The 22,460-nt window shown below is 66.1% G+C and carries 24 protein-coding genes; 11 read left to right on the top strand and 13 right to left on the bottom strand.

Features of this window, described 5'->3' with window-relative positions:
• Positions 1-115: 115 nt before the first annotated feature.
• From BLV94_RS36450 to BLV94_RS36435, 4 genes are all read right to left on the bottom strand, one after another.
• Positions 116-409 (bottom strand): DUF2516 family protein, encoded by a 294-nt coding sequence (locus BLV94_RS36450; RefSeq protein ID WP_005251878.1) that lies wholly within the window; start codon positions 407-409, stop codon positions 116-118.
• A 72-nt stretch (positions 410-481) separates the two neighbouring features.
• Positions 482-1,321 carry a major lipid droplet protein TadA gene (tadA, locus tag BLV94_RS36445; RefSeq protein WP_072939659.1) on the bottom strand — a complete coding sequence of 280 codons (840 nt, stop codon included), beginning with the start codon at positions 1,319-1,321 and terminating at the stop codon, positions 482-484.
• The gene (locus tag BLV94_RS36440; RefSeq protein WP_012689029.1) at positions 1,314-1,820 is read right to left on the bottom strand and encodes a helix-turn-helix domain-containing protein; all 507 of its coding nucleotides are present in this window, start codon (positions 1,818-1,820) and stop codon (positions 1,314-1,316) included. The genes tadA and BLV94_RS36440 overlap by 8 nt, the downstream gene beginning before the upstream one ends.
• A 99-nt stretch (positions 1,821-1,919) precedes the next feature.
• Positions 1,920-3,191 carry a DUF445 domain-containing protein gene (locus tag BLV94_RS36435; RefSeq protein WP_143051454.1) on the bottom strand — a complete coding sequence of 424 codons (1,272 nt, stop codon included), beginning with the start codon at positions 3,189-3,191 and terminating at the stop codon, positions 1,920-1,922.
• 190 nt (positions 3,192-3,381) lie between these two features.
• On the opposite strand from BLV94_RS36435, the gene BLV94_RS36430 reads away from it, so the two are divergent.
• Together BLV94_RS36430 and BLV94_RS36425 are read left to right on the top strand one after the other, a co-directional pair.
• A complete protein-coding gene (locus tag BLV94_RS36430) occupies positions 3,382-4,077 on the top strand; it encodes a TetR/AcrR family transcriptional regulator (protein ID WP_063721440.1) in 696 nt (231 codons plus the stop codon).
• A gap of 49 nt (positions 4,078-4,126) precedes the next feature.
• Positions 4,127-4,432: a DUF4873 domain-containing protein gene (locus BLV94_RS36425; RefSeq protein WP_072939650.1), complete on the top strand. Its 306-nt coding sequence runs from the start codon at positions 4,127-4,129 to the stop codon at positions 4,430-4,432.
• Here BLV94_RS36425 and BLV94_RS36420 read toward each other — a convergent pair.
• Positions 4,419-5,894, bottom strand: coding sequence for a flavin-containing monooxygenase (locus BLV94_RS36420; protein ID WP_083395789.1), 1,476 nt, complete (start codon positions 5,892-5,894; stop codon positions 4,419-4,421). The two genes, BLV94_RS36425 and BLV94_RS36420, sit on opposite strands and share 14 nt — an antisense overlap.
• 35 nt (positions 5,895-5,929) lie before the next feature.
• Here BLV94_RS36420 and BLV94_RS36415 point away from each other — a divergent pair, with 35 nt between their 5' ends.
• Positions 5,930-6,790, top strand: a complete 861-nt coding sequence (locus tag BLV94_RS36415) for a polyphosphate kinase 2 family protein (protein ID WP_072939647.1) — start codon at positions 5,930-5,932, stop codon at positions 6,788-6,790.
• 21 nt (positions 6,791-6,811) lie between these two features.
• On the opposite strand, the gene BLV94_RS36410 is transcribed toward BLV94_RS36415, so the two are convergent.
• Entirely contained in the window at positions 6,812-7,033 is a 222-nt protein-coding gene (locus tag BLV94_RS36410; RefSeq protein WP_072939646.1) for a hypothetical protein, read from the bottom strand.
• A gap of 105 nt (positions 7,034-7,138) precedes the next feature.
• On the opposite strand from BLV94_RS36410, the gene BLV94_RS36405 reads away from it, so the two are divergent.
• The 3 genes from BLV94_RS36405 to BLV94_RS36400 all read left to right on the top strand — a co-directional run bounded on the left by BLV94_RS36405 (position 7,139) and on the right by BLV94_RS36400 (position 9,257).
• On the top strand, positions 7,139-7,696 hold the full coding sequence (locus tag BLV94_RS36405) for a DUF2231 domain-containing protein (protein ID WP_072939644.1): 558 nt from the start codon (positions 7,139-7,141) through the stop codon (positions 7,694-7,696).
• A gap of 16 nt (positions 7,697-7,712) precedes the next feature.
• A complete protein-coding gene (locus tag BLV94_RS49715) occupies positions 7,713-7,868 on the top strand; it encodes a DUF6131 family protein (protein WP_095862504.1) in 156 nt (51 codons plus the stop codon).
• A 186-nt stretch (positions 7,869-8,054) separates the two neighbouring features.
• Entirely contained in the window at positions 8,055-9,257 is a 1,203-nt protein-coding gene (locus BLV94_RS36400) for a glycosyltransferase (protein WP_072939642.1), read from the top strand.
• A gap of 22 nt (positions 9,258-9,279) precedes the next feature.
• Here BLV94_RS36400 and BLV94_RS36395 read toward each other — a convergent pair whose 3' ends face one another.
• Complete coding sequence (locus BLV94_RS36395; protein ID WP_225858508.1) at positions 9,280-9,588, bottom strand: STAS domain-containing protein; 309 nt, start codon at positions 9,586-9,588, stop codon at positions 9,280-9,282.
• A 358-nt stretch (positions 9,589-9,946) separates the two neighbouring features.
• Positions 9,947-10,702: a GAF and ANTAR domain-containing protein gene (locus BLV94_RS36390; RefSeq protein WP_072939639.1), complete on the bottom strand. Its 756-nt coding sequence runs from the start codon at positions 10,700-10,702 to the stop codon at positions 9,947-9,949.
• Positions 10,703-10,927: 225 nt separating this feature from the next.
• Between BLV94_RS36390 and BLV94_RS36385 the strand changes: the two genes are divergently transcribed.
• Positions 10,928-11,362 carry an ATP-binding protein gene (locus BLV94_RS36385; RefSeq protein ID WP_072939637.1) on the top strand — a complete coding sequence of 145 codons (435 nt, stop codon included), beginning with the start codon at positions 10,928-10,930 and terminating at the stop codon, positions 11,360-11,362.
• Positions 11,359-12,156: an RNA polymerase sigma factor SigF gene (locus BLV94_RS36380; RefSeq protein WP_072939636.1), complete on the top strand. Its 798-nt coding sequence runs from the start codon at positions 11,359-11,361 to the stop codon at positions 12,154-12,156. The genes BLV94_RS36385 and BLV94_RS36380 overlap by 4 nt, the downstream gene beginning before the upstream one ends.
• Before the next feature lies 1 nt (position 12,157).
• Here the strand turns inward: BLV94_RS36380 and BLV94_RS36375 are convergent, their stop codons facing one another.
• The 4 genes from BLV94_RS36375 to aceA all read right to left on the bottom strand — a co-directional run bounded on the left by BLV94_RS36375 (position 12,158) and on the right by aceA (position 18,001).
• A complete protein-coding gene (locus tag BLV94_RS36375; RefSeq protein ID WP_072939634.1) occupies positions 12,158-13,198 on the bottom strand; it encodes an NAD(P)-dependent alcohol dehydrogenase in 1,041 nt (346 codons plus the stop codon).
• Between the two features lie 83 nt (positions 13,199-13,281).
• Positions 13,282-15,576: a 5-methyltetrahydropteroyltriglutamate--homocysteine S-methyltransferase gene (gene metE / locus BLV94_RS36370; RefSeq protein WP_072939633.1), complete on the bottom strand. Its 2,295-nt coding sequence runs from the start codon at positions 15,574-15,576 to the stop codon at positions 13,282-13,284.
• Between the two features lie 119 nt (positions 15,577-15,695).
• On the bottom strand, positions 15,696-16,592 hold the full coding sequence (locus tag BLV94_RS36365) for a 3-hydroxybutyryl-CoA dehydrogenase (protein WP_072939631.1): 897 nt from the start codon (positions 16,590-16,592) through the stop codon (positions 15,696-15,698).
• Between the two features lie 119 nt (positions 16,593-16,711).
• Positions 16,712-18,001 carry an isocitrate lyase gene (gene aceA, locus BLV94_RS36360; RefSeq protein ID WP_072939629.1) on the bottom strand — a complete coding sequence of 430 codons (1,290 nt, stop codon included), beginning with the start codon at positions 17,999-18,001 and terminating at the stop codon, positions 16,712-16,714.
• Positions 18,002-18,403: 402 nt separating this feature from the next.
• Between aceA and BLV94_RS36355 the strand changes: the two genes are divergently transcribed.
• From BLV94_RS36355 to ramB, 3 genes are all read left to right on the top strand, one after another.
• Positions 18,404-18,694, top strand: a complete 291-nt coding sequence (locus BLV94_RS36355; protein WP_072940384.1) for an FmdB family zinc ribbon protein — start codon at positions 18,404-18,406, stop codon at positions 18,692-18,694.
• A 21-nt stretch (positions 18,695-18,715) separates the two neighbouring features.
• Positions 18,716-19,975 (top strand): formamidase, encoded by a 1,260-nt coding sequence (gene fmdA / locus BLV94_RS36350; RefSeq protein WP_072939626.1) that lies wholly within the window; start codon positions 18,716-18,718, stop codon positions 19,973-19,975.
• Positions 19,976-20,037: 62 nt separating this feature from the next.
• Positions 20,038-21,450, top strand: a complete 1,413-nt coding sequence (gene ramB / locus BLV94_RS36345; RefSeq protein ID WP_072939624.1) for an acetate metabolism transcriptional regulator RamB — start codon at positions 20,038-20,040, stop codon at positions 21,448-21,450.
• Positions 21,451-21,489: 39 nt separating this feature from the next.
• On the opposite strand, the gene BLV94_RS36340 is transcribed toward ramB, so the two are convergent.
• A complete protein-coding gene (locus tag BLV94_RS36340; RefSeq protein WP_143051453.1) occupies positions 21,490-22,227 on the bottom strand; it encodes a Pycsar system effector family protein in 738 nt (245 codons plus the stop codon).
• Positions 22,228-22,460: the final 233 nt, after the last annotated feature.

Raw genomic sequence — 22,460 nt, 5'->3', positions numbered from 1 at the left:
GTAGCCGTACAACCACCATAGCATTGTCACAATGTCCATTGTCATCGTCAGGGCACGAAAGGCCCCGACCTTCACGGAGCCGTGAGGAGGAGCGGTAACTGTCCGGCCGGAATGCCTACCAGCGAGGTCCGCGCTGCACGTCGTCGACACGGGGGCGCACGTCCACGAGATAGACGCACACCGCGACGACCGCGACGATGCCGAACAACTGCACGGCGGGGAACAGCAGGAGGACGAGAAACGCGACCGCGAGAATGCTCAGCCAGATCGGTTTGCTCAATTTGTCCACGGCGGTGAACGCATCCTTGCGCTGGCGGGCCGCGTGGAACAGCGCGTACGCAGCACCACCCAGAGCGACGATGCGAATCACCAACAAGATCACCGAGACGACGCCGTCAACTTGAATCACAGCCCCATCCTACGAGGTGGGCACGCAAACGGCCCCCGCACCGAACGTGCGGGGGCCGAAAAGCGTGAAGGATCAAGCCTTCTTGACCGGAGCAGCCTTCTTCACCGGAGCGGCGGCCTTCTTGGCCGGAGCCGGAGTTGCCGCAGCCTTGGCCGGAGCGGGAGCCGGAGCAGCCTTCTTCGCGGGAGCGGCAGCATGCTTGGCCGGGACCGCCTGGTCGGCGCGGGCATGGACGTCGGCCGCGGTGGCGGTGACGCGATCGGCAGCGCCCTTCGACGCTTCCTCAGCCTGGTCGCCCAGGTCGAGAACCTTCAGGGCAGCCTCGTCGCCGGCGTCGGCGATGGCCTCGCCGAGTCCCTCGGCTGTGTCGGAGATGCGACCCGAAGCGCGGCCCGCGAGCTTCGCGGCCTGCTCGCCCACGGCGCGCGTCTGGCGGGCCACGGTGCCGAGAGCTTCCTCGGTCAGCTCGACTGCGTCGCCGAAGGCGGTCTCGGCGCGGCCGATGCCCTCCTCGACGACCGGCTGCTTGCGGATGCGCTCGACGGTGTCCTCGCCGCGCTCCGCGAGCGACGTGTACAGGTCGGATGCGACCTTCAGGTAGGCCTCGGCGACCTTGCGCAGCTCGTCGGCGGTGAACTTCTCACGCAGCTCGGCGAGCTCCTCCGGCAGCTCGGACGGCAGTCCGGCGAGGCGGTCGCGAAGGTTCTCGACACCCTCGGTGACCTCTTCCTGCAGTCCGGCGAAGCGCTCCTTGGCGCCGCCGACACGCTCTTCGACGTCACCCTGGGTGGACTCGGCGCGCGAGCGGACCTGGGCGACGACGTCGGCCACGGCCTGCACCACGACGTCTCCGGCACCTACGGCCGCATACAGCGAGGTCTTGACGCTGTCGATGGTCTTCTGGTCAGTCATCGGCTTTCTCCTCTTCAACGGTGGGGGGTTCTGGTTCCGGCGTCTGGGAATCAGAACGCTGGTGTTCTTCTGTCCGAAGCTCGGACGTCCGGGATTCGGCCGCTTCCGCCGATTCGTTCTCACGACAGAACGACTCGTAGATCTCGAGCAGCACCTGCTTCTGCCGCTCGGTTATGGCCGTATCCGCGAGCAGAGCGTCACGGAGGGGACCGTGTGGCCGCTGCTCGAGGTAACCCGCCTGGACGTACAGGACCTCCGACGAGACCCGGAGACCCTTGGCTATCTGCCCAAGCACCTCGGCCGAGGGCTTGCGCAACCCACGTTCGATCTGACTCAGATACGGATTACTGACACCGGCCAGCTGCGCCAACTGCCGCATCGACACCTGGGCTGCTTCGCGCTGGGCACGAATGAAACCTCCGATGTCGTGAGCGGCGTTGCTGACTACGCGAGCTGCCAGATCTCCTGCACCGGCCGCATCGCGGTCATCGCTGGCCATCAGTCCTCCGTGTTGCTGGGCAGCACCAAGCCTAAAGCAGGGTGCTAGCAATTGCAAGCACTCTGTTAGCACCCAGCTAGCGGGCCGTTCCGCGGGACGTCAGCCGAACAGCAACGTCGAGAACGTGTAGATCAGCAGGCCCGCGATCGCACCGACCACGGTGCCGTTGATACGGATGAACTGGAGATCGCGGCCCACCTGGAGCTCGATCTTCTTGGACGCCTCCTCGGCGTCCCAGCGCTCGACGGTGTCGGAGATGATCGCGGTGATCTCGTCGGTGTAGTGGACGACGACGTAGCGCGTGCCTGCGAGCACCCACCCGTCGACCTTGGTCCGCAGCTCGTTGTCGTCGCGCAGCCTCTCGCCGAATCGGACGACGTTCTCCGCGACCTTTGTGCGCAGGGTGCTGTCCGGGTCGTCGACGGACTCCATGATCAGGCGCTTGGCGACCTTCCACGTCGCCGCGGCGAGGCCCGTCACCTCCTCGCGTCCCATGATCTCGGCCTTGATCTTCTCGGCCTTCTCCATGGTCGCGGGATCGTTCTGCAGGTCGTCGGCGAAGTCGACGAGGAAGCGGTTGGCCGCCTGCCGCACCTCGTGCTCCGGGTTGGACCGCACCTTCCAGGTGAATTCGACGAGTTCCCGGTGGATCTTCTCGCCGAGCATGGCGTCGACGAACTTGGGCGACCAGGCCGGCGAATCGCGGCTGACGATCCGGTCGATGGTCTCCTGACTCCCGAGGGCCCACTGGTGCGCCCGCTCGGCGAGCAGATCCAGGATCGGCAACTGCCGGTTCTCTCGCAGCAGTTCGCCGAGCACCCGTCCGATCGGCGGCCCCCACTGGGGCTCGGCCAGCCGGCGCACCAGCGTGCTGTCGATGATCTGCTGCACGTCCTCGTCGCGGAGGATCTCGACGAAGCCGCGCAGGATGGTGGCCGTCTCGGCGGCGACCCGCGCGGCATGCTTCGGCTGCGCCATCCACGTGCCCAGCCGGAGCGGGATCTCCGCGGCCTCCACCTTGGCGGACACCACCTCGGGGGCCAGGAAGTTCTGGCCGACGAAGCTGCTGAGGCTCGCCCCCAGCTGATCCTTCTTGCGCTTGATGATCGCGGTGTGCGGGATCGGCAACCCCAGCGGATGCCGGAACAGGGCCGTCACCGCGAACCAGTCGGCCAGCGCGCCGACCATGCCTGCCTCCGACGCGGCCCGCACGTAGCCGACCCACGCCCCCGCGCCCCGAGATTCCTGCCACCGGCACACGAGGTAGACCACGGTGGCGAAGACGAGGAAGCCCGTCGCGACAGCCTTCATCTTGCGAAGATCGCGACGCTTCGCATCGTCGTCGAAGACGGAAAGGCTCAATTGATCCACAGACGCCATTGTGCCCAAGGTCGACGCGGGGGCGGTCGCCCAGCCGCGGGACGCGCGCCCGCACAGACGGCGTTGTGCCGTGAGACAAGACCCGCGCACTAAGCTGACAGGAGATCGCGACACGAAACGGATGTGAAGAGAGTCAGTGGCGAACGACGGCGTGAAGGATCCCGAGCAGGTGACCGAGTCGATGACCAAGCTGGACAAGGCGGCAAAGCCCGATGGGCGCAAGCGCCGCTGGCGTGAGCACAAGATCGCGCGCCGAGAAGAACTCGTCGACGGAACGATCGCCGCCATCCGCCTGCGTGGACGGGACATCGGCATGGACGAGATCGCGTCCGAGATCGGCGTCTCCAAGACCGTCCTGTACCGCTATTTCGCGGACAAGAGCGACCTGACGAACGCGACCATGGCGCGGTACGTGGAGACCACGCTCGCCCCCCGGATCTACGAGGCCATCGGCGGAGACCTCGACGACTTCGAGTTGACCCGCGCCACGATCACCGCATACGTGGAGACGGTGGCGTCGGATCCCGACGTCTACCTCTACATCATGGCCAACGGTTCCGGCCCCGGCCGCGAGACGGTCGCCGACTCGGAACGGATGATCGCCGAGGTGCTCTCCACCGTTCTCGGCGAGCGGCTGCGGCAGATGGAGATGGACTCCGGCGGCGCAGTTCCCTGGGCGTACGGAATCGTCGGCGGTGTGCAACTGGCCACCCACTGGTGGATCTCCAACCGGTCGATGTCGGTCGAGGACCTGATCAACTACCTCACGATGATGACCTGGGGTGGCGTCACGGGCATCGCCGCGGTCAACGGCTCGCCCGCCCGCTTCAATGCGATCCCGCACCCGCTGCTGCCGCCTGCCGACGCGACCGACTAGGCGTCGGTCAATTATTGTGTAACTCATAGTTGCAGGTAAACTTGCCCGTGTGAACGAACACGAGGAAGAAGAGGGCTACCGCGGCCCCGCCGACGTCGTCGTCGGCGACCGTCCCGCCGTGACCGTGCAGGTCCAGTTGGCGGGAAACTTCGAACCCATCAGCGGTCGGTACGTCTGGCACGGCCGCGTCCGCACCCTGACGGATGCCCTCGGCGCGGACGCAGACCTGGCCGCAGGCACGGAACTTCGGATCACCAGCCCGGAAGGCACGGCCACCGCCCGGATCACCGGAGTGGATCTCTGGGGAAGCCATCTCGTCGACGGAGTGACGCCCCCACCCTTCAGCCGGGTGTGAACTCGAAGTCCGCCGGATCGACCTCCCGCGTCTGCCGCCAGTAACGCACGGTCGAGCCCGGCCAGATCGCGCGGTTGACGCCGTGCGAGTCCAGATACCAGCTCACGCATCCGCCACGGGACCACACGCCCTTCGACAGCTTCCGCTGAATGTCTGCGTTGAACCTGCTCTGCACGGCCGGCCGGACGACCGCAGCGTCCGCGCCGCGCCGGTCGACGAGATCCATCAGCCGGAGGGCGTAGCGAATCTGCGACTCGATCATGAACACGACCGAATTGTGACCGAGCCCGGTGTTGGGGCCGAGGAGGAAGAACGCGTTGGGGTAACCCGCGACGGTGATACCGAGATGAGTGCGGATGCCGTGCTCCTGCCATTCATCGGCGAGGCGCCTGCCGTCGACCCCGGTGAGGGCGACGCTCTCGAAGCCGTCGGTGACGTGGAATCCGGTGGCGTAGATGATCGCGTCCACGTCCCGCTCCGTCCCGTCCCCCGCGACGATGCCGTGCGGCCGGACCTCCGCGATACCCTCGGTGATCACGACCGACCTCGGTGAGATCAGCGCCGGGTAGTACCTGTCCGACCCGAGGATCCTCTTGCAGCCGATGACGTAGGACGGGGTGAGCTTGCGGCGGAGTTCGGGATCGGTGACGGTCCTGTTCAGATTCCCCCGCGCCGCGCTCTCGATCGGCTTCATCAGGCGGAAATGCCCGTTGAACCCGAGCGCGAGCGATTCGTAAGTCCAGTAGACGGCGGCACGCGCCATCCGTCGTGCCAGCGGGACCCGGCCGAACAGGCGCCGCGCCTTCTGCGGGATACGGAAGTTCAAGCCCGGGATCACCCAGGGCGGAGTCCGCTGATACAACTGCAACTCGGCGACGTCGCCCACGATTTCGGGAACGAACTGGATCGCGCTGGCGCCCGTGCCGATCACCGCGACCTTCTTGCCCCGCAGGTCGTAATCGTGGTTCCACCGCGCCGAATGAAACGCGGTGCCCTCGAACGTGCCGGCTCCCGGCAGATCCGGGACGTTCGGGATGTGCAGCGAGCCGATCCCGGACACCACGAACTGGGCGACGTACTCGTCGCCCGACTCGGTGTGGATGTGCCAGCGGCAGTGTTCGGCGTCCCAGTAGCCGCCCATCATCGTGCGGCCGAAATGAATGTTGCGCCGCAGGTCGTACTTGTCGGCCAGTCCGCGCAGATAGTCGAAGATCTCCGCCTGCCCCGACCACATCTGCGTCCAGTCCGCGTTCGGCTCGAACGAGAACGAATACAGGTGCGAGGGCACGTCACACGCACAGCCCGGATATGTATTCTCCCGCCACGTACCGCCGACCTCCCGCGCCTTCTCCAGCAGGATGAAGTCGTCGCGCCCACGCTTGCGTAGCTGGATGGCCGTGCCCAGACCGGAGAACCCGGTCCCGATCACCAGGACACGGCACTGATGCACCTCGCCGCCCACACCTCCATGTAACGCTCCTGTGGCACTGTCTGTACATGGCAGAGAACGCACGCGGATTCTGGACGACGCCGGCAACCGAGGCCCTGCGGTCACACCCGGGTCGGCGGATCGCCGAACTCGACTGCGGGAGCACACCCGGATTCGTCGGCGACAAGTCGGACGGCGTCCAGCTGTTCGAGGAACGCGGCGCGGTGCTGTCCGCCCTGCAGGAGAAGCTCTACGCCAACGGACGATCCGGCGACCGGCGGTCGGTGCTCCTCGTGCTCCAGGGTATGGACACCGCGGGTAAGGGCGGGATGGTCCGCCATGTCATCGGGCACGTGGACCCGCAGGGAGTCGATCACGCCTCCTTCGGTGTTCCCACTCCCGAGGAGAAGCGTCACCACTTCCTGTGGCGGATCGGCAAGGCCGTCCCCCGCGGCGGGCAACTCGGCGTGTTCGACCGGTCGCATTACGAGGACGTGCTAGTGGTCCGGGTTCACGATCTCGTGCCCGAGGCAGTCTGGAGCGGCCGCTACGACGAGATCAATCAATTCGAGAAGGAACTCGTCGCGAGCGGCACGACCCTGGTCAAGGTCGCGATGTTCGTGTCACTCGACGAGCAGAAGTCGCGGTTGCGCGAGCGTCTGGAACGCCGCGACAAATACTGGAAGTACAACCCGTCGGACGTCGACGAGCGCTTGCTGTGGCCGGCGTACCAGGACGCGTATCAGGCCATGCTCGACCTGACGTCGACCGACTACGCGCCGTGGCACGTGGTTCCGTGCGACCGCAAGTGGTACAGCCGGCTCGCGGTCACCGAACTGCTGATCGACGCACTCGAGAAACTCGACCTCGACTGGCCGCCCGCCACTTTCGACATCGACGCGGAAAAGCGGCGGCTCGCGGAATCCTGACGCCGACCGGGAGCGCCGCAGTCAGAAGAGGTGCGGCGATTCGTGATGCAACCTGTGGTCGTGGCGCACGGTTCCGCCGTACAGCGCCATCGCTCCGGCCAGTGCGACGACGCACAGAGACCCGGAGATCACCGCCCAGCCGCCCTGCCCGGATCCCGCGGCGACGAGGAACCCGCCGAGACAGACCACCGAGAGCAGAACCAGTGCGAAGCTGACCCAAGCTGCGAAGAGATTGAGTTTCATTGCACTCACCTCACCTTCGAGAACGTGGTCCCGACGCTACGCCCGACCTGCACCGACGACAAGGCGGGCCGGTTTTCTTCGAGCCGCGGTGGGTAATCGAATGTCATGAACCTCGAGAGCGTGTTCCGGAAAGCGGAGGCCGCCGGATTCCTCGACGGCGGCAGCCGGTTTCTGCAGCAGCGGATCCAGGGGGCGCTCGGTTCGTCCGGCGCGGGCCCGTTGTTGCGCGGGTCCTGGCTCGGGCACCCCGTGCATCCCGTTCTCGTCAGCATTCCCATCGGCGCGTGGGTCGGCGCGAGCATCTTCGATCTGGCATTCCGCGATCACGTCGGCGCACGCAGGCTGATCGCCCTGGGACTACTCGCCACTCCCCCGACGCTGATGACCGGCTGGGCGGATTGGGCCGACCGCGACACCGTTCAGCGCCGCGTCGGACTGATCCACGCCGAGGCCAACGCCATCGGTGTCGTGGCCATGCTCGCCTCCTACCTTCGCCGCAGACACGGGACGGACGGACGCGCTGTCGCCACGAGCACCGCGGGACTCCTCGCGATCGGCATCGGCGGCGCGCTCGGCGGGCATCTGACCTACGCAATGGGCGCAGGGGTCGACGGGGTGCGGGAGGGTCCGCGAACGGACTCGCCCCTCACTTCGGTGGGATGAAGAATCGAGGAACGTCATGATCGTGCTCGGACTGATCTTGCTCCTGATCGGATGGCTGGCCGGCATCAACTGGCTCTGGACCATCGGCATCATCCTCGTGGTGATCGGTGCGGTCCTGTGGATTCTCGGCGCGACCGGGCGTGCGGTAGGCGGCAGGCGTCGCTGGTACTAGAACGCAACACCGGCCGGCTCGTGTCACCCGTCCCGTGACCGAATGCGAGTCGGTCGGTTTACAAACCCGAACTTCGGGAATCCCCGTGGCATGACGGCCATTCATCGCGAACCCAGACCTCCCGTGTGCGGCGGGCAGCCGATGAGAACGACCGCCGTCGGCACCTCGAGACGATTACGGATTTCAATGGTCTCCGCCAACGCCAGTCCCCTCGACGTGTCGGACGGCGCCGAAGTCGGAGGGCAGAGCATTCATCTCGCCGAACTGTCGGCGGCCCTCACGAGGGAGGGCCACGACGTCACGGTCTACACGCGGGCGGAGAGCGAGGACGCCCCGGCACGGGTCACAACCGCGGGCGGGTACACCGTCGTGCACGTTCCGGTCGGCCCCGCACGGCCGATGCCGGAGGCCGAGATCCTGCCGCTGATGGGGGCATTCGGCAGCTTCCTGAAGGCCGAATGGGAGGCCGAGCGGCCCGACATCGTCCACGCCCACTACTGGATGTCCGGGATCGCGACGCAACTCGCGGCCCGCACACTCGGCATTCCGGTGGTCCAGACGTTCCACGCACTGGGAGTGGTCGAGCAACGGTTCGAGCACGCCGACACGTCGAGCACCCACAACCGAATTCACTTGGAGCAGTTGATTGCCCGCGGCGCTACCCGTGTGGTGGCGACGTGCACGGACGAGGTCTTCGAACTCTCCCACCTCGGCCTGCCCCGCTCGCGCACGTCCGTCGTTCCGTCCGGCGTCGACGTCAAGGAGTTCACGCCCGACGGCCGCGCCGACGAGAAGGGCAAACGCCACCGCCTCGTCATGGTCGGCAGGCTGGCGCCGAGCAAGGGCTTCGACACTGCCATCGAGGCGCTCACCCACTTCCCCGACACCGAACTCGTCATCGCGGGCGGACCGGCCGCAGACGACGTCGCCGACGACCCCGAAGCGTCCAGACTGCTGACGCTGGCCCGTGAGACGAAGGTGCGCAACCGGGTACGGATCGTGGGGCGGGTGCCGCGAAACGCCATGCCCGCGTTGCTGCGCTCGGCGGACGCCGTCGTGTGCACCCCGTGGTACGAGCCGTTCGGCATGGTGCCGCTGGAGGCGATGGCCTGCGGCACCCCGGTGGTCGCGTCCGCCGTCGGCGGCATGCGCGACACGGTGGTCGACGGCATCACCGGACGCCTGATCTCCCCGCGCAACCCGGTCCGCCTGGCCGAGGCCCTGCGACAGATCTTCGACGACGACGCCCTGCGCACGGGATACGGCATGGCGGGCTGCGATCGCGCCCGCGCCCGCTATTCGTGGGACCGGGTCGCCACCGACACCCTCCGCGCCTACGGGCGCTGTGTGTCGGCCCCTCCGCGCACGAGTCGAACCGGCGCCCACTGAACTCGGGCGCCGGCTCGGCCGGTTACGCCGTACGGCCGTGCCAGGCCCCGAGGGCGCTGTCCACGGACGCGAAGCAGGGGAAGCTCGACTCCTGGCCCGCCGCCCTGAGCAGCCGGTAGACCGGCCGGCCACAGATCATCGCCCACGTCCGCCCGTCCCGGACGTTCGTCTCGTGAACGGTGTCGAGCACCGACAGACCCGCGGTTCCGATGAAGTCCACCTTCGACATGTCGAGGATGAACTGCCCCTCGGGCGAGATCCGCGTGCACACGTAATCACGGAACCCCGGTGCACTGAACAGGTCGATCTCGCCTCGCACCCCTACCAACATCACCCCGGAACCGAGCCTCTCGGAAGTGAATTCCGCGCTCGCACAGCGTGTCGGAGCGGAACCGACGGCCGCGAGCGTTACTCTCGGCTTGTACGTGGTACCGAACTCCGTGCCCGAACACGCCATTTCAGGTTCTGGGACCCCTTGACCAACAGACATGGCTCACCCCATCTCGAACATTGAGAGGGGAAGCGGAGCACCTGCAGACAGACCCGACCTCGGACACATGACACTGTCTGCTACGGCAGCGCTTCCCGACATCGGCTGTGTGTTCAACCTCGGTTCGAGACTACTCCCGCCTGTGATGTGTCACAAGGAAATAACAGATACTGGGGCCCTCATTTGCCCTGGTGAGCGTTTACAAACCGTTATGCACGGTTGTGCGGGCAGAAACAGCCGCCACGACACGTTCTGCGACCACCCGAAGTTTGACGTTCTCGCGCTGCGAACGGGTGACGAGGACATCGAATGCGGTCTCGGCGTCGAGACCCCGCAACGCCATCACGATTCCCTTCGCCTGGTCGATGACGGAACGGGAACGAAGTGCGATACGAAGTTGCTCGATCAGATTTCTCGCCTCGCCGTACCGTCGCGCGTTGCGCACCGCGACCGATGCCGCCTCGACGTGCAACTCGAGCACCGACTCGTCCATCCGGTGGAAGGCGTGCGGCAACAGTCCGTACAGATTCAGTGCCGCCGACTGCTCCGGGCCGGGCAGCGGCACGGACAGATAGCTGTGGACGCCTGCCGGTTCGGAACTCGCGGCGTACGCCGGCCACCTCTCGTACGCGGCGGCGCGGTCGGCGCGCACCGGTTCACGGGAGCGCACCGCGTCGAGCGCGGGACCCTCACCGAAGCGGTACTGCAACTCCTCGAGTGCCACGACGTCGTCCGAGGTCGCCGCCGCCGTCACCGGACCGGTCGCCCGGAGAACGGTGACTCCGGCCATCGCCGCACCCGGGAACGTCGACACGATCCGACGGCACACCGTGTTCAGCGCGACCTCGAACTCGTCCTCGGGCTCGAGCAATTCGAGCACGGAGTCGAGCGAAACGGTGACCGCGTCGGCATCGACGTCACTCGTCAACGTGTGCAGGTGAATCTCGTCAGGCATCCCACTCACTCGTCTCCCGTGACCATCATGACCCTGCCGAGGGCCTCAGGAACGCTGATCGTGCCGCCAACACTACCCGCGCAAACGTACTGATCGGACTGGTTTGATCGGTCCTGTTCTGCGGTATTCCACCTGCGGTGTCGCCGGATCGCTACCCTGACTTTTCAGCAGTGCGAGCCGACCCACCACTCGCCGACAGCACGGAACGCCCGACCCGGAGGTCTCATGGCCATCGCCAAGACAATCGAACCCGACCAGGATCACACACATCCCGTCGTCGAACTGCGCGTGCGAGCAACGCCCGATCAGCTCTCCGTACTGCGCGCCCTGGCAGCTACCGTTGCCATCCACGAAGACTTCGACCTCGACTCCATCGCCGACATCAAACTGGCCATGGACGAGATCTGTACCCAGCTGATCGTCCGCGCGACACCGGATGCACTTCTGGTGTGCCGGCTGCAATTTCTCGACGGCACCTTGCGAGTCGACGTGTCGAGCACCACCACCTCGGTCGACTCCCTCGGCGAGCGTTCGTTCGCCTGGCACGTCCTCAACGCCCTCACCGATTCGCTCGACCTGAAACAGGAGCCCGACCCTTCCACCGCGGGTTTCGTCACCACCATGGAATTCACCAAGGTGAAGAATGGCCTGAGTCTGTGACGTCCCATACTCACAGTGGGGGGCACACGGCCCGTTGGCCGGACGAGTATCAGGACGTCACAGCACTGTTTCAACAGATGGCAGCCCTCGATGAGGACGACCCCCGGCGCAGCAGACTGCGCGACGCCGTCGTGACTCGCTGCCTGCCACTGGCCGAGCACATCGCCCGCCGCTTCGACGGCCGCGGCGAGGCGCACGACGATCTGGTGCAGGTCGCGCGCCTCGGCCTGGTCAACTCCGTGGACCGGTTCGACGTGGAGCGCGGATCGGACTTCGTGTCGTTCGCCGTTCCCACCATCATGGGCGAGGTCCGGCGGCATTTCCGCGACACCGGGTGGGCCGTCCGCGTCCCCCGCCGGATGAAGGAACTGCATCTCGCGCTCAGCCAGGCCGTCGCCGAACTGTCGCAGAGCCTCGGCCACGCCCCCACCGTCAGCGAACTCGCCGAGCACCTGGACCTCGAACAGGAGGAGGTGGCGCAGGGACTGCTCGCCGGCAACGCCTACCAGACCGTCTCCGTCGACAACACGTCGTCGGACCGGGCAGGTGAGCTGTCCATGGTGGAGACGCTCGGCGACTACGACGCCGCGATGGACGACGTCGAGAACCACGAGACCCTGCGCCCCCTGCTCCAGTCACTGCCCGAACGGGAGCGGACCGTCCTCATGCTGCGGTTCTTCGGCAACATGACCCAGACCCAGATCGCCGATCGCGTCGGCATCTCGCAGATGCACGTGTCCCGCCTGCTCGCGAAGACCCTGGCGTCGCTGCGAGATCAACTCGGTGACGCGTAGGTCAGATCGTTGCCGTGTCGATCACGAATCGGTACCGCACGTCGCTGCCGACCACGCGGTCGTAGGCGCCGTCGATCTGGTCCGCCGAGATCACCTCGATCTCGGCGCCGATTCCGTGTTCGGCGCAGAAGTTCAGCATCTCCTGCGTCTGAGCGATGCCGCCCACCATCGAACCGGCCAGGCTGCGGCGGTTCGCGGCGAGGCTGAACGCGCGCACCTCGATCGGCTTCTCCGGCAACCCCAGTTCGACGAGTGTGCCGTTGATCGCGAGCATGGACATGTACGCGTCGATGTCGAGATTCACCGACACCGTGTTGACGATGAGGTCGAACTGTCCGCGCAACTGCGCGAACGTGCCCGGATCCGAGGTGGCGTAGTAGTGGCCGGCGCCGAATTTCAGGCCGTCGTCCTTCTTGCCGAGCGACTGGCTGAGCACGGTGACGTCGGCGCCCATCGCATGTGCGATCTTCACGCCGACGTGTCCGAGACCGCCCATCCCGATGACCGCGACCTTCTTGCCCGGTCCGGCGCCCCAGTGGGCGAGTGGTGAGTACAACGTGATGCCCGCGCACAGCAGCGGCGCCGCGACGTCCAGTTCCAGACCGTCCGGGATGGACAGGACAAAGTGTTCCGTCACCACGATGTGCGTCGAGTAGCCGCCCTGCGTCCACTCGCCGTCGCGCCCCGTGGCGTTGTACGTCCCGGTCGCCCGGTTGACGCAGTACTGCTCCTCGTCGGCCCGGCAGGCGTCGCATTCCCCGCAGGAGTCGACGAAGCACCCGACCCCGACCCGGTCGCCGACCCGGTGCTTCGTGACCTCGGACCCGACCGCGCTCACCACGCCCGCGATCTCGTGACCGGGCACGACCGGGTAGTGGGTGCTGCCCCATTCGTTACGGGCGGTGTGGATGTCGGAGTGGCAGATGCCGGCGAACTTGATCTCGATCAGCACATCGAGCGGTCCGAGTTCGCGGCGCTGCACGGTGGTCTTCTCGAATCGGCTGTCGGCGGACGTGACTGCATATGCGGCTGCGGTAACCATGCTTACATGCCTACATGTTTGCGCGACCGAACGCACGTTCGGGGCCACCACTGCCGCGGTGACCCCTGAACACGCCTGAGGAATCAGTCCTCGGATTCTTCCTTCTCGGACCGCCGGCGCAGACGCTTCGCGGCCGCCACCAGGTTGCGCAGCGACGGCTCGAGCTGCCAATAGTGGCGAGTCTTCAGCCCGCCGTCCGGGTTGGCCCACAACCGTTCCAGTGAGACCGACTCGCTCGCCTCCGTGAGCAGTTCGTCCAACTCGTCGATGTCCGGAATCCGGGCCGACCGGCTCTCGTACACACCCGGACCGACCCCGTGGGTCAGCGCCCGCTCCTTGATGGCATCGAGCACCCACGTGATGGAACGCGTCGCCACGATCGCCGTCACGTCCGCATCGAGCCGTTCGATGGCGTCGACCACCGACGCCCGGCTCGTGTACGTGAGGTGCGTGTGGATCTGCGTCTCCGGCTTCGCCGCACCCGTCGCGAGACGGAACGCGTCGACCGCCCACTCGAGATACGCCTCGCGGCCGTCCTCGCGCAACGGCAGCAGTTCCCGGATCGCCGGCTCGTCGACCTGGATGATCGCGATTCCCGCCGCCTCCAGGTCGGCGATCTCGTCACGGATCACCAGCGCCAACTGGTCAGCCGTCTCGTACAGCGGCTGATCCTGGCGGACGAACGACCGCGCGATCATCGTCACCGGACCCGTCAGCATGCCCTTGACCGGCTTGTCCGTCAGCGACTGCGCGTACGCGATCCACTCGACGGTCATCGGCTTCGGCCGCGACACGTCCCCGTAGAGGATCGGGGGACGTGTACACCGCGAGCCGTAAGCCTGCACCCAGCCGTTGTGGGTGAAGGCATACCCCTCGAGAAGCTCCGCGAAGTACTGCACCATGTCGTTGCGCTCGTGCTCACCGTGCACGAGGACGTCGAGACCGATGTCCTCCTGCAACCGGATCGTGCTTTCGATCTCCGCCTGGATCCCCTTGTAGTACTCGTCCCACTCCAGGCGCCCCTGCCCCAGCTCGTACCGGGCCTTCCTGATCGCATCCGTCTGCGGGAACGAACCCAGCGTCGTCGCCGGAACCAGCGGCAGGTTCAGTCGCTCCTGCTGCGCGACCCGCCGCTCCTCGTACGGGACCCGGATGCGGTCGTCCGGCTTGATCGCGTTGACCCGTGCGCGCACCGCATGCTTGAGCTTGAAGTGCACCGACGTGGGACGCTTGCGCCACTTGTCGGACGGGCCCTCGGTCAGCGCCTTGGCCAGCGAGACCACCTCACCGACCTTCTGCTTCGCGAACGCGAGCCGGTCCGCGACGTCACCCGGAATGTCGTACTCGGACAACACGTCGTACGGCACGTGCAGCAACGACGTCGACGTCGAGACCACCAGATCGGGCACGACGTCCTTCAGCGTGTTCAGGTACGTCAGCGTGTTGTACCGGTCGACGCGCCACACGTTCCGGCCGTCGACCACGCCGGCGTAGATGCGCTTGCGCTTCATCCCCGGGATCCTCGCCAGCTCGTCGGCACTGAGCCGATGACTGACGAGGTCGAGACCGAGAGCCTCGACCTTCGTGGAGGCGAGGACGGCGAGGGCCTCCCCGAGATGCCCGTACGGGCCGGTGACGAGGATGCGGGGACGCAGCGGCGCGTGCGACAACTTCTCGTACACCCGGGCCAGCGCCGCCAGCTCCTCCGGCGTGCGGTCCTCGGTGAACGACGGCTCGTCCAGCTGGACACACGTGGCGCCGGCCTTCGCGAGCTGCTCGAACAGAAGCTCGTATTCCGGCAGCAGTTTGTCCAGCAGCTCGAGGGTCGAGAAGCCGTGCCGCTTCGACGTCGGACCGACCTTCGACAGCAGGAGCAGCGACACGGGCCCCATCACGACGGGACGCAGTTCGATCCCGCGTGCCTTCGCCCGTTCGAACTCGTCCAGCAGGATCTCGGACCGCAGCGAGAACTCGGTGTTCTCGTCCAATTCGGGCTGGCGGTAGTGGTAGTTGGTGCCGAAGAACCGCACCAGCTCGAGCGGGGGGAAGTCCGGCCTGCCCCGTGCCAGCGTGAAATAGAAGTCCAGCGGATCGAGCTGGTTCTCGAGCGGCGCGAACCGCTCGGGCACCGCACCGAACAGCAGCGCGTTGTCGAGTACGTGGTCGTAGTACGAGAACGTATTGCCCGGGACCTGGGTCAGACCGGTTGCGGCGAGCTCACTCCACGTCTCCTCCTGGAGATCCCGGGCGACGGCGACGAGTTCGTCCTTCGTTCCCGTGCCGTGCCAGTAGGACTCGAGGGCACGCTTGAGTTCGCGGTGAGGTCCGATGCGGGGATACCCCAGGATGCTGGATCCGTATGCTGCGGTGCTGGACATGCGGTCGACCTTTCTGGGCTCAGTCCGGTGGCTGAGAATGCCTCTGGGCTCGATGCACCTGTGCGCCTCTCACAACCGCCGGAGGTCGTGAAAGGCGCACAGCTGTAGTCGCCTACCTACTAGCTGGCCTTCTTGCTCGCACGGCCGTTGTCGCCGTACTCGTAGAAGCCCGCGCCGGACTTCTTGCCGACCAACCCGGCCTCGACCATGCGGAGCAGCAGCGGCGGCGCCGAGTACAGGGGCTCCTTGAACTCTTCGTACATGGAGTCGGCGATGGACTTCACCGTGTCCAGGCCCACCAGGTCGGTCAGTGCAAGCGGTCCCATCGGGTGTGCGAGGCCGAGAACCGTTGCCTTGTCGATGTCTTCCTTCGTGGCGAACCCGGACTCCACCATGCGGATCGCGGACAGCAGGTACGGCACCAGGAGGGCGTTGACGACGAATCCGGAACGGTCCGCGGACCGGACGACCTGCTTGCCCAGCACGTCGCTCGCGAAGGCCTCGGCCCGCTCGGACACAGACTTGCTCGTCTTGAGCGTGGTCACCAGCTCGACGAGGGGAAGCACCGGAACGGGGTTGAAGAAGTGCATCCCGATGACCCGCTCCGGGGCCGTCGTGGCGATGCCCAGCTTCATGATCGGGATCGACGACGTGTTGGACGCCAGCACGGCGTTCGGATCCGTCACGACCTGGTCTAGTTCGGCGAAGATCTCGCTCTTCACCTTCTCGTCCTCGACGACGGCCTCCACGACGAGCTGCCGGTCCGCGAAATCGCCGAGGTCGGAGGTGAACCGCAGCCGCCAGGCGGCCTGCTCACGTTCCCGCTCGGTGATCTTGCCGCTGCTCACTCCGCGATCGAGCGAACGCAGGATGCGCGAACGCCCCGCCGCCGCAAGCTCACGGGTCTGCTCGAACACCAGAACGTCGACGTGCGCGCGAGCGCACACCTCTGCGATTCCGGCACCCATGATCCCGGCGCCGATCACGCCGACGCGCTGAATCTTTTCGCTGGTCACGTCAGCTCCTTTTCGTCTAGTGGAGTCGTCGTCCGGGGAGGGGCCCTGTCACAGGCCCCTCCCCGGGGTCGGGTTGATCAGGTGAGGCCTTGATCGGTCGAAGCCTCGGAGGACAAGACTCAGTGGAACTGACCCTCTTCGGTGGAGCCCTTCAGCGCAGCCGTCGACGTGTTGGGGTCGACCGTGGTGGCGATGCTGTCGAAGTAGCCGGCTCCGACCTCACGCTGGTGCTTGATGGCCGTGAAGCCACGCTCCTCGGCGGCCTTGAACTCGCGCTCCTGCAGGTCGACGAAGGCGGTCATGCCCTCGCGGGCGTAGCCGTGGGCCAGGTCGAACATGCCGTAGTTGAGCGAGTGGAAGCCTGCCAGGGTGATGAACTGGAACTTGAAGCCCATCGCGCCGAGCTCCTTCTGGAACTTCGCGATGGTCGCGTCGTCCAGGTGCGCCTTCCAGTTGAAGGACGGGGAGCAGTTGTAGGCGAGCAGCTGGTCGGGGAACTCGCTGCGGACGGCCTCGGCGAACTTCTTGGCGACCTCGAGGTCCGGCACGCCGGTCTCCATCCAGATGAGGTCGGAGTACGGGGCGTAGGCCTTGGCACGCGCGATGCAGGGCTCGATGCCGTTCTTGATGCCGTAGAAGCCCTCGGCGGTGCGGGTGCCGTCGAGGAACGGGCGGTCACGCTCGTCCACGTCGGAGGTGATGAGGGTGGCGGCCTCGGCGTCGGTGCGCGCGATGACGACGGTGGGGACGTCCGCGACGTCGGCCGCGAGGCGAGCCGAGGTCAGGGTGCGGATGTGCTGCTGCGTCGGGATGAGCACCTTGCCACCGAGGTGGCCGCACTTCTTCTCCGACGCGAGCTGGTCCTCCCAGTGCGAACCGGCGACACCGGCCGCGATCATGGCCTTCTGCAGCTCGTAGACGTTGAGCGCGCCACCGAAGCCGGCTTCACCGTCGGCGACGATCGGGGCGAGCCAGTTGTCGACGGAGGTGTCACCCTCGACCTTGGCGATCTCGTCGGCGCGCAGCAGCGCATTGTTGATGCGGCGCACGACCTGCGGGACCGAGTTGGCCGGGTAGAGGCTCTGGTCGGGGTAGGTGTGTCCGGACAGGTTCGCGTCACCGGCGACCTGCCAGCCGGACAGGTAGATGGCCTTGAGGCCTGCACGGACCTGCTGCACGGCCTGGTTGCCGGTCAGCGCGCCCAGCGAGTTGATGTAGTCCTCGTTGTTCACGAGGTCCCAGAGGATCTCGGATCCACGGCGTGCGAGGGTCGCCTCTTCGACAACGGTGCCCTGGAGCTTGGTGACCTGCTCCGCCGTGTAGTTGCGGGTTACTCCCTTCCAGCGCGGGTTGGTGTCCCAATCCTGCTGGATTTCAGCTGCGGTCTTCGGGGTGCCGGTGGTCGACATCAAGACTCCACTCTCTTCGACTTCTGGTCCGGTACGGATGTACTGCTTCACATCCTTGCCAGGCCCTTCGTATGTACTCACCGAGAATGACATAAGCAAAAAGTGCCGTCTACCTGTTGCTACTGCCAATCTTGGCTAGCTTTTCACAGCACTTTGCAAAGACTGTTAAGAAAGTTCAGCGTCAAACCTGCCCGATCGGGGAGGAAAATTACTCGCCAGTAGCAAATACTCGCAGGTGGTGAACCATATGCACGCAACCCGGCGTACACAGATAGTTGCTCCCGTCGGACCGTGCCGTTCACCGCCTGCGCAGGAGCCTCGACGCATCCGATGTGACTGCAATCACGGATCGGGTCGGCTACCGTGACCTCGAATGGTCTCCTCCGGGCGAAGGGCACCACGATGCCGCTGTACGAATTCCGATGCGCCGCCGACTGCGGCCCGTTCGAGCGGTCGTTCCCCATGGCCGACGTGCCCCGATCGGTCCCCTGCCCCGGATGCGAAGGCGACGCCGCCCGACTCGTGTCCTCCCCGCGCCTCGGACACGGATCTTCGTCCGCGATGAAACTCCTCGACGGAACGAAGAGGTCGGCTCACGAACCGGCCGTCGTCGCCGGTCCGCCGCCCCCGGCCGCGACCGGGCGTCCACCCGTCACGAACAACCCGCTGCACCGCCGACTTCCTCGTCCCTGACCGGCCACCGAAGGAGCGCACATGCCCGAACTGCTGTTTCCGCTCGATTCCTCGAAGAAGTTCACCGACCAGGCGATAGTCGGCCACAACCGCTGGCACCCCGACATCCCGGCCGCGGTCACGGTCAAACCGGGCGACTCCTTCCGCGTGCACTGCCGCGAATGGTTCGACGGCGCCATCCACAACGACGACTCCGCCGACGACATCCTGAACGCGCCCCTCACCACGGTCCACACATTGTCCGGGCCTTTCGCCGTGGAGGGCGCAAAGCCCGGCGACCTGCTGATCGTCGACATCCTGGACGTCGGACCCATCCCCCAGGAGGATTCCGGCCCGCTGGCCGGCCAGGGCTGGGGGTACACGGGAATCTTCTCCCGCCACAACGGCGGCGGATTCCTCACCGAGCAGTTCCCCGACGCCTACAAGGCCGTCTGGGACTTCTCCGGTCAGACCGCCACGTCGCGGCACGTCCCGCACGTCTCGTTCACCGGCATCGTCCACCCCGGACTGATGGGCACCGCGCCGTCGGCCGCACTCCTGTCGAAGTGGAACGCGAGGGAGGGTGCGCTCATCGCCACCGACCCGGGCCGGGTTCCCCCACTCGCCCTGCCGCCCGAACCGCAGGACGCCGTCCTCGGGCCCCTATCGGGCGCCGACTTCGACCGCGTCGCCGGCGAGGCCGCCCGCACCGCGCCCCCACGCGAGAACGGCGGCAACCAGGACATCAAGAACCTCACCAAGGGCAGCCGCGTCTTCTACCCGGTGTTCGTCGACGGCGCGAACCTGTCCGTCGGCGATCTGCACTTCTCCCAGGGCGACGGCGAGATCACGTTCTGCGGCGCCATCGAGATGGGCGGCTTCATCGACCTGCGCGTCGACGTCATCAAGGGCGGCATGGACACGTACGGCGTGTCCGAGAACGCGATCTTCATGCCCGGCAACACCGACCCGCAGTATTCGGAGTGGCTCGCGTTCTCCGGAACGTCCGTCACCCTCGACGGGGAACAGAAGTACCTCGACTCGCACCTGTCGTATCAGCGCGCGTGTCTTCACGCGATCGACTACCTCACCAAGTTCGGGTACAGCCCCGAGCAGGCCTACCTCCTGCTCGGCGCCGCCCCGATCGAGGGCCGGCTGTCCGGGGTGGTGGACATTCCGAACTCCTGCTCGACGGTGTACCTACCGACGGCGATGTTCGACTTCCCCGTCGCACCGTCCGCGTCGGGTCCGTTCCGGATCGACCCGGGCGTCGGCGCGCCGCGCTCGGAGAACAGGACCTGATCGCGAGTAAATCTTGCGAAGGTTCCGTTCGCACACCTGACCTGCACCGGTACCATTGCCGTATGTCCAAGACCTTCGTCGGCACCCGGTTGCGTCAGCTCCGAACCGAGCGTGGCCTGAGCCAGGCGGCGCTGGCGAAGACGCTGGAGATCTCCGCGAGTTACCTCAATCAGATCGAGCACGACGTCCGGCCGCTGACCGTGCCGGTGCTGCTGCGGATCAGCGAGGTGTTCGGCGTCGACACCACGTTCTTCTCGTCTCAGGACGACACGCGCCTGATCGCGGAGATGCGCGAGGTCGCGCTGGACCAGGAGATGGGCATCGACGCGGACGCCCAGGAGATCGCGGAGATGGTCGCGTCGCATCCGGGCCTGGCGAAGGCGATGGTCAACATGCACCGCCGCTTCCGCAACACCACCGCCCAGCTGGCTCTCGCGACGGAGGACCGCTACAGCGACGGCAGCGGCAGCGGCGCGATCACGATGCCGCACGAAGAGGTCCGCGACTACTTCTATCAGCGGCAGAACTATCTGCACGAACTCGACACGGCGGCGGAGGAACTGACGGCGCGGATGCGGTTCCACCGCGGCGACGTCGGCGGTGAGATCGCCCGCCGGTTGCAGACCGTGCACGACGTGCAGATCGTCAAGCGCATCGACCTCGGTGAGAACGTCCTGCACCGGTACGACCCCGGGTCGCGGCTGCTGGAGATCTCACCGCACCTGTCGGGTGGGCAGCAGGTGTTCAAGTTCGCGACCGAGCTGGCGTTCCTCGAATACGGCGACCTGCTCGACAAGCTGGTGGCGGAGGGCGGCTTCACGAGCGACGAGTCCGTCGCGCTCGCCCGGCTCGGGCTGGCCAACTACTTCGCCGCGGCAACGGTCCTCCCCTACGGCCAGTTCCACGACGTGGCCGAGGATTTCCGGTATGACATCGAGCGCTTGTCGGCGTTCTACTCGGTGAGCTACGAGACGATCTGCCACCGCCTATCCACGCTGCAGCGTCCGAAGCTGCGCGGTGTTCCGTTCATGTTCGTGCGCGTCGACCGGGCGGGCAACATGTCGAAGCGGCAGTCCGCCACCGGGTTCCATTTCTCCACCAGTGGCGGCACGTGCCCGCTGTGGAACGTGTACGAGACGTTCGCGTACCCGGGCAAGATCATGAACCAGATCGCGCAGATGCCGGACGGCCGCCGGTACCTGTGGATCGCCCGCACCGTCGAACGCCGCGCCCAGCGTTACGGTCAGCCCGCCAAGATCTTCGCGATCGGGCTCGGCTGCGAGATCCGGCACGCGCACCGGCTCGTGTACGGCGACGGTCTGGACCTCGACGATTCCAACCCGGGCACCCCGATCGGCGCCGGCTGCCGGGTGTGTGAGCGGGTCAACTGCCCGCAGCGCGCGTTCCCGCCACTCGGTAAGCAACTCGACATCAGCGAGCACCAGAGTTCGGTCTCCCCGTATCTGATCCGCTAGCTCACGACCTTGACCCGCGCCGAGGTACCGGCCACACCGCTATTCGGGACCCCACAGCCAACGCGCGAATCTCCCCCACCGGATTGCCAGGTTTCTTCGCAGACGAGTGGGCACGGGCGCGAGTAAGTACCGTTTGAGGTCGTCGATACGGTCCTGACGCACCGGATGCAAGACGAAGACGAAGAACACCATCAGACCGACTGCAACTGCATACGCCCATAGTGTCGTCTGAAAGCTGAGAAAGAGAAGCACCGACCCTACGGTGGTGAACAACAAGGCGAGTTGTGTGAAGCGGTTCTTTCGCCAGGCATTGTCACCGGTGTACTTCAGTTCGTGGGACAGAGCGCCGAGGATCGCCGGACCGTCCAATTCCAAGTACCGATGAATTTCCGTGTCGGACAGCTGTCGGAGATGTCCGTAATAGATGAATTTGTTGTGGTTCCTCGCTTCCGACTGGAGCACACTTCTGCGCCGCAGCACGGGAGTCACCACCGCCACAGCGCACAGTGCCGAAGCGAACACGAAGGCCACGCCCACGAAGTTGAAGACACGCGACGCGCCGCCCAGACCAGCGAACAGACCGCCGTCCGTCGACAGTGCAATGACGGCACCGATCAGAGCCGTATCGATGGTGAGAGTGAACGTCGCTCGTATGTCCACCCGGCCATTCCAATCGAGGAGCGCCTTCTGGATCTCCCAGGCGGTGTCGACGCGAGCCTTGTCCCTCATCACGTCGAGGCGTTCCTGATCGAGTCCGCGATCGGATCCAGTGGTCACCGGCGCGGTGGGCGTTGCGCTGGCAGAAGAATGTGCAGCACCGTCAGACGACTGCGAGCCGGTGTGCCGGGGATGGCTCCGCCTCGACGCCCGGCTTTTCGATCCCGTTGTCATTCGAATTCGCCACCTCACGGGTCGCGCGGTGAACTGTGCGCTTGCCGCTTTGTCCGGGGCTCAGTACATCGCAAACGGTCTGTTTCAATCGTGCTCCCGGGCTCCGCAATTGTCACTGA

The sequence above is a fragment of the Rhodococcus koreensis genome (assembly GCF_900105905.1).
GTDB lineage: Bacteria > Actinomycetota > Actinomycetes > Mycobacteriales > Mycobacteriaceae > Rhodococcus_F > Rhodococcus_F koreensis.
Note: the sequence above shows the minus strand (reverse complement) of the source record. Positions and strands in the feature narration are given on the sequence as shown.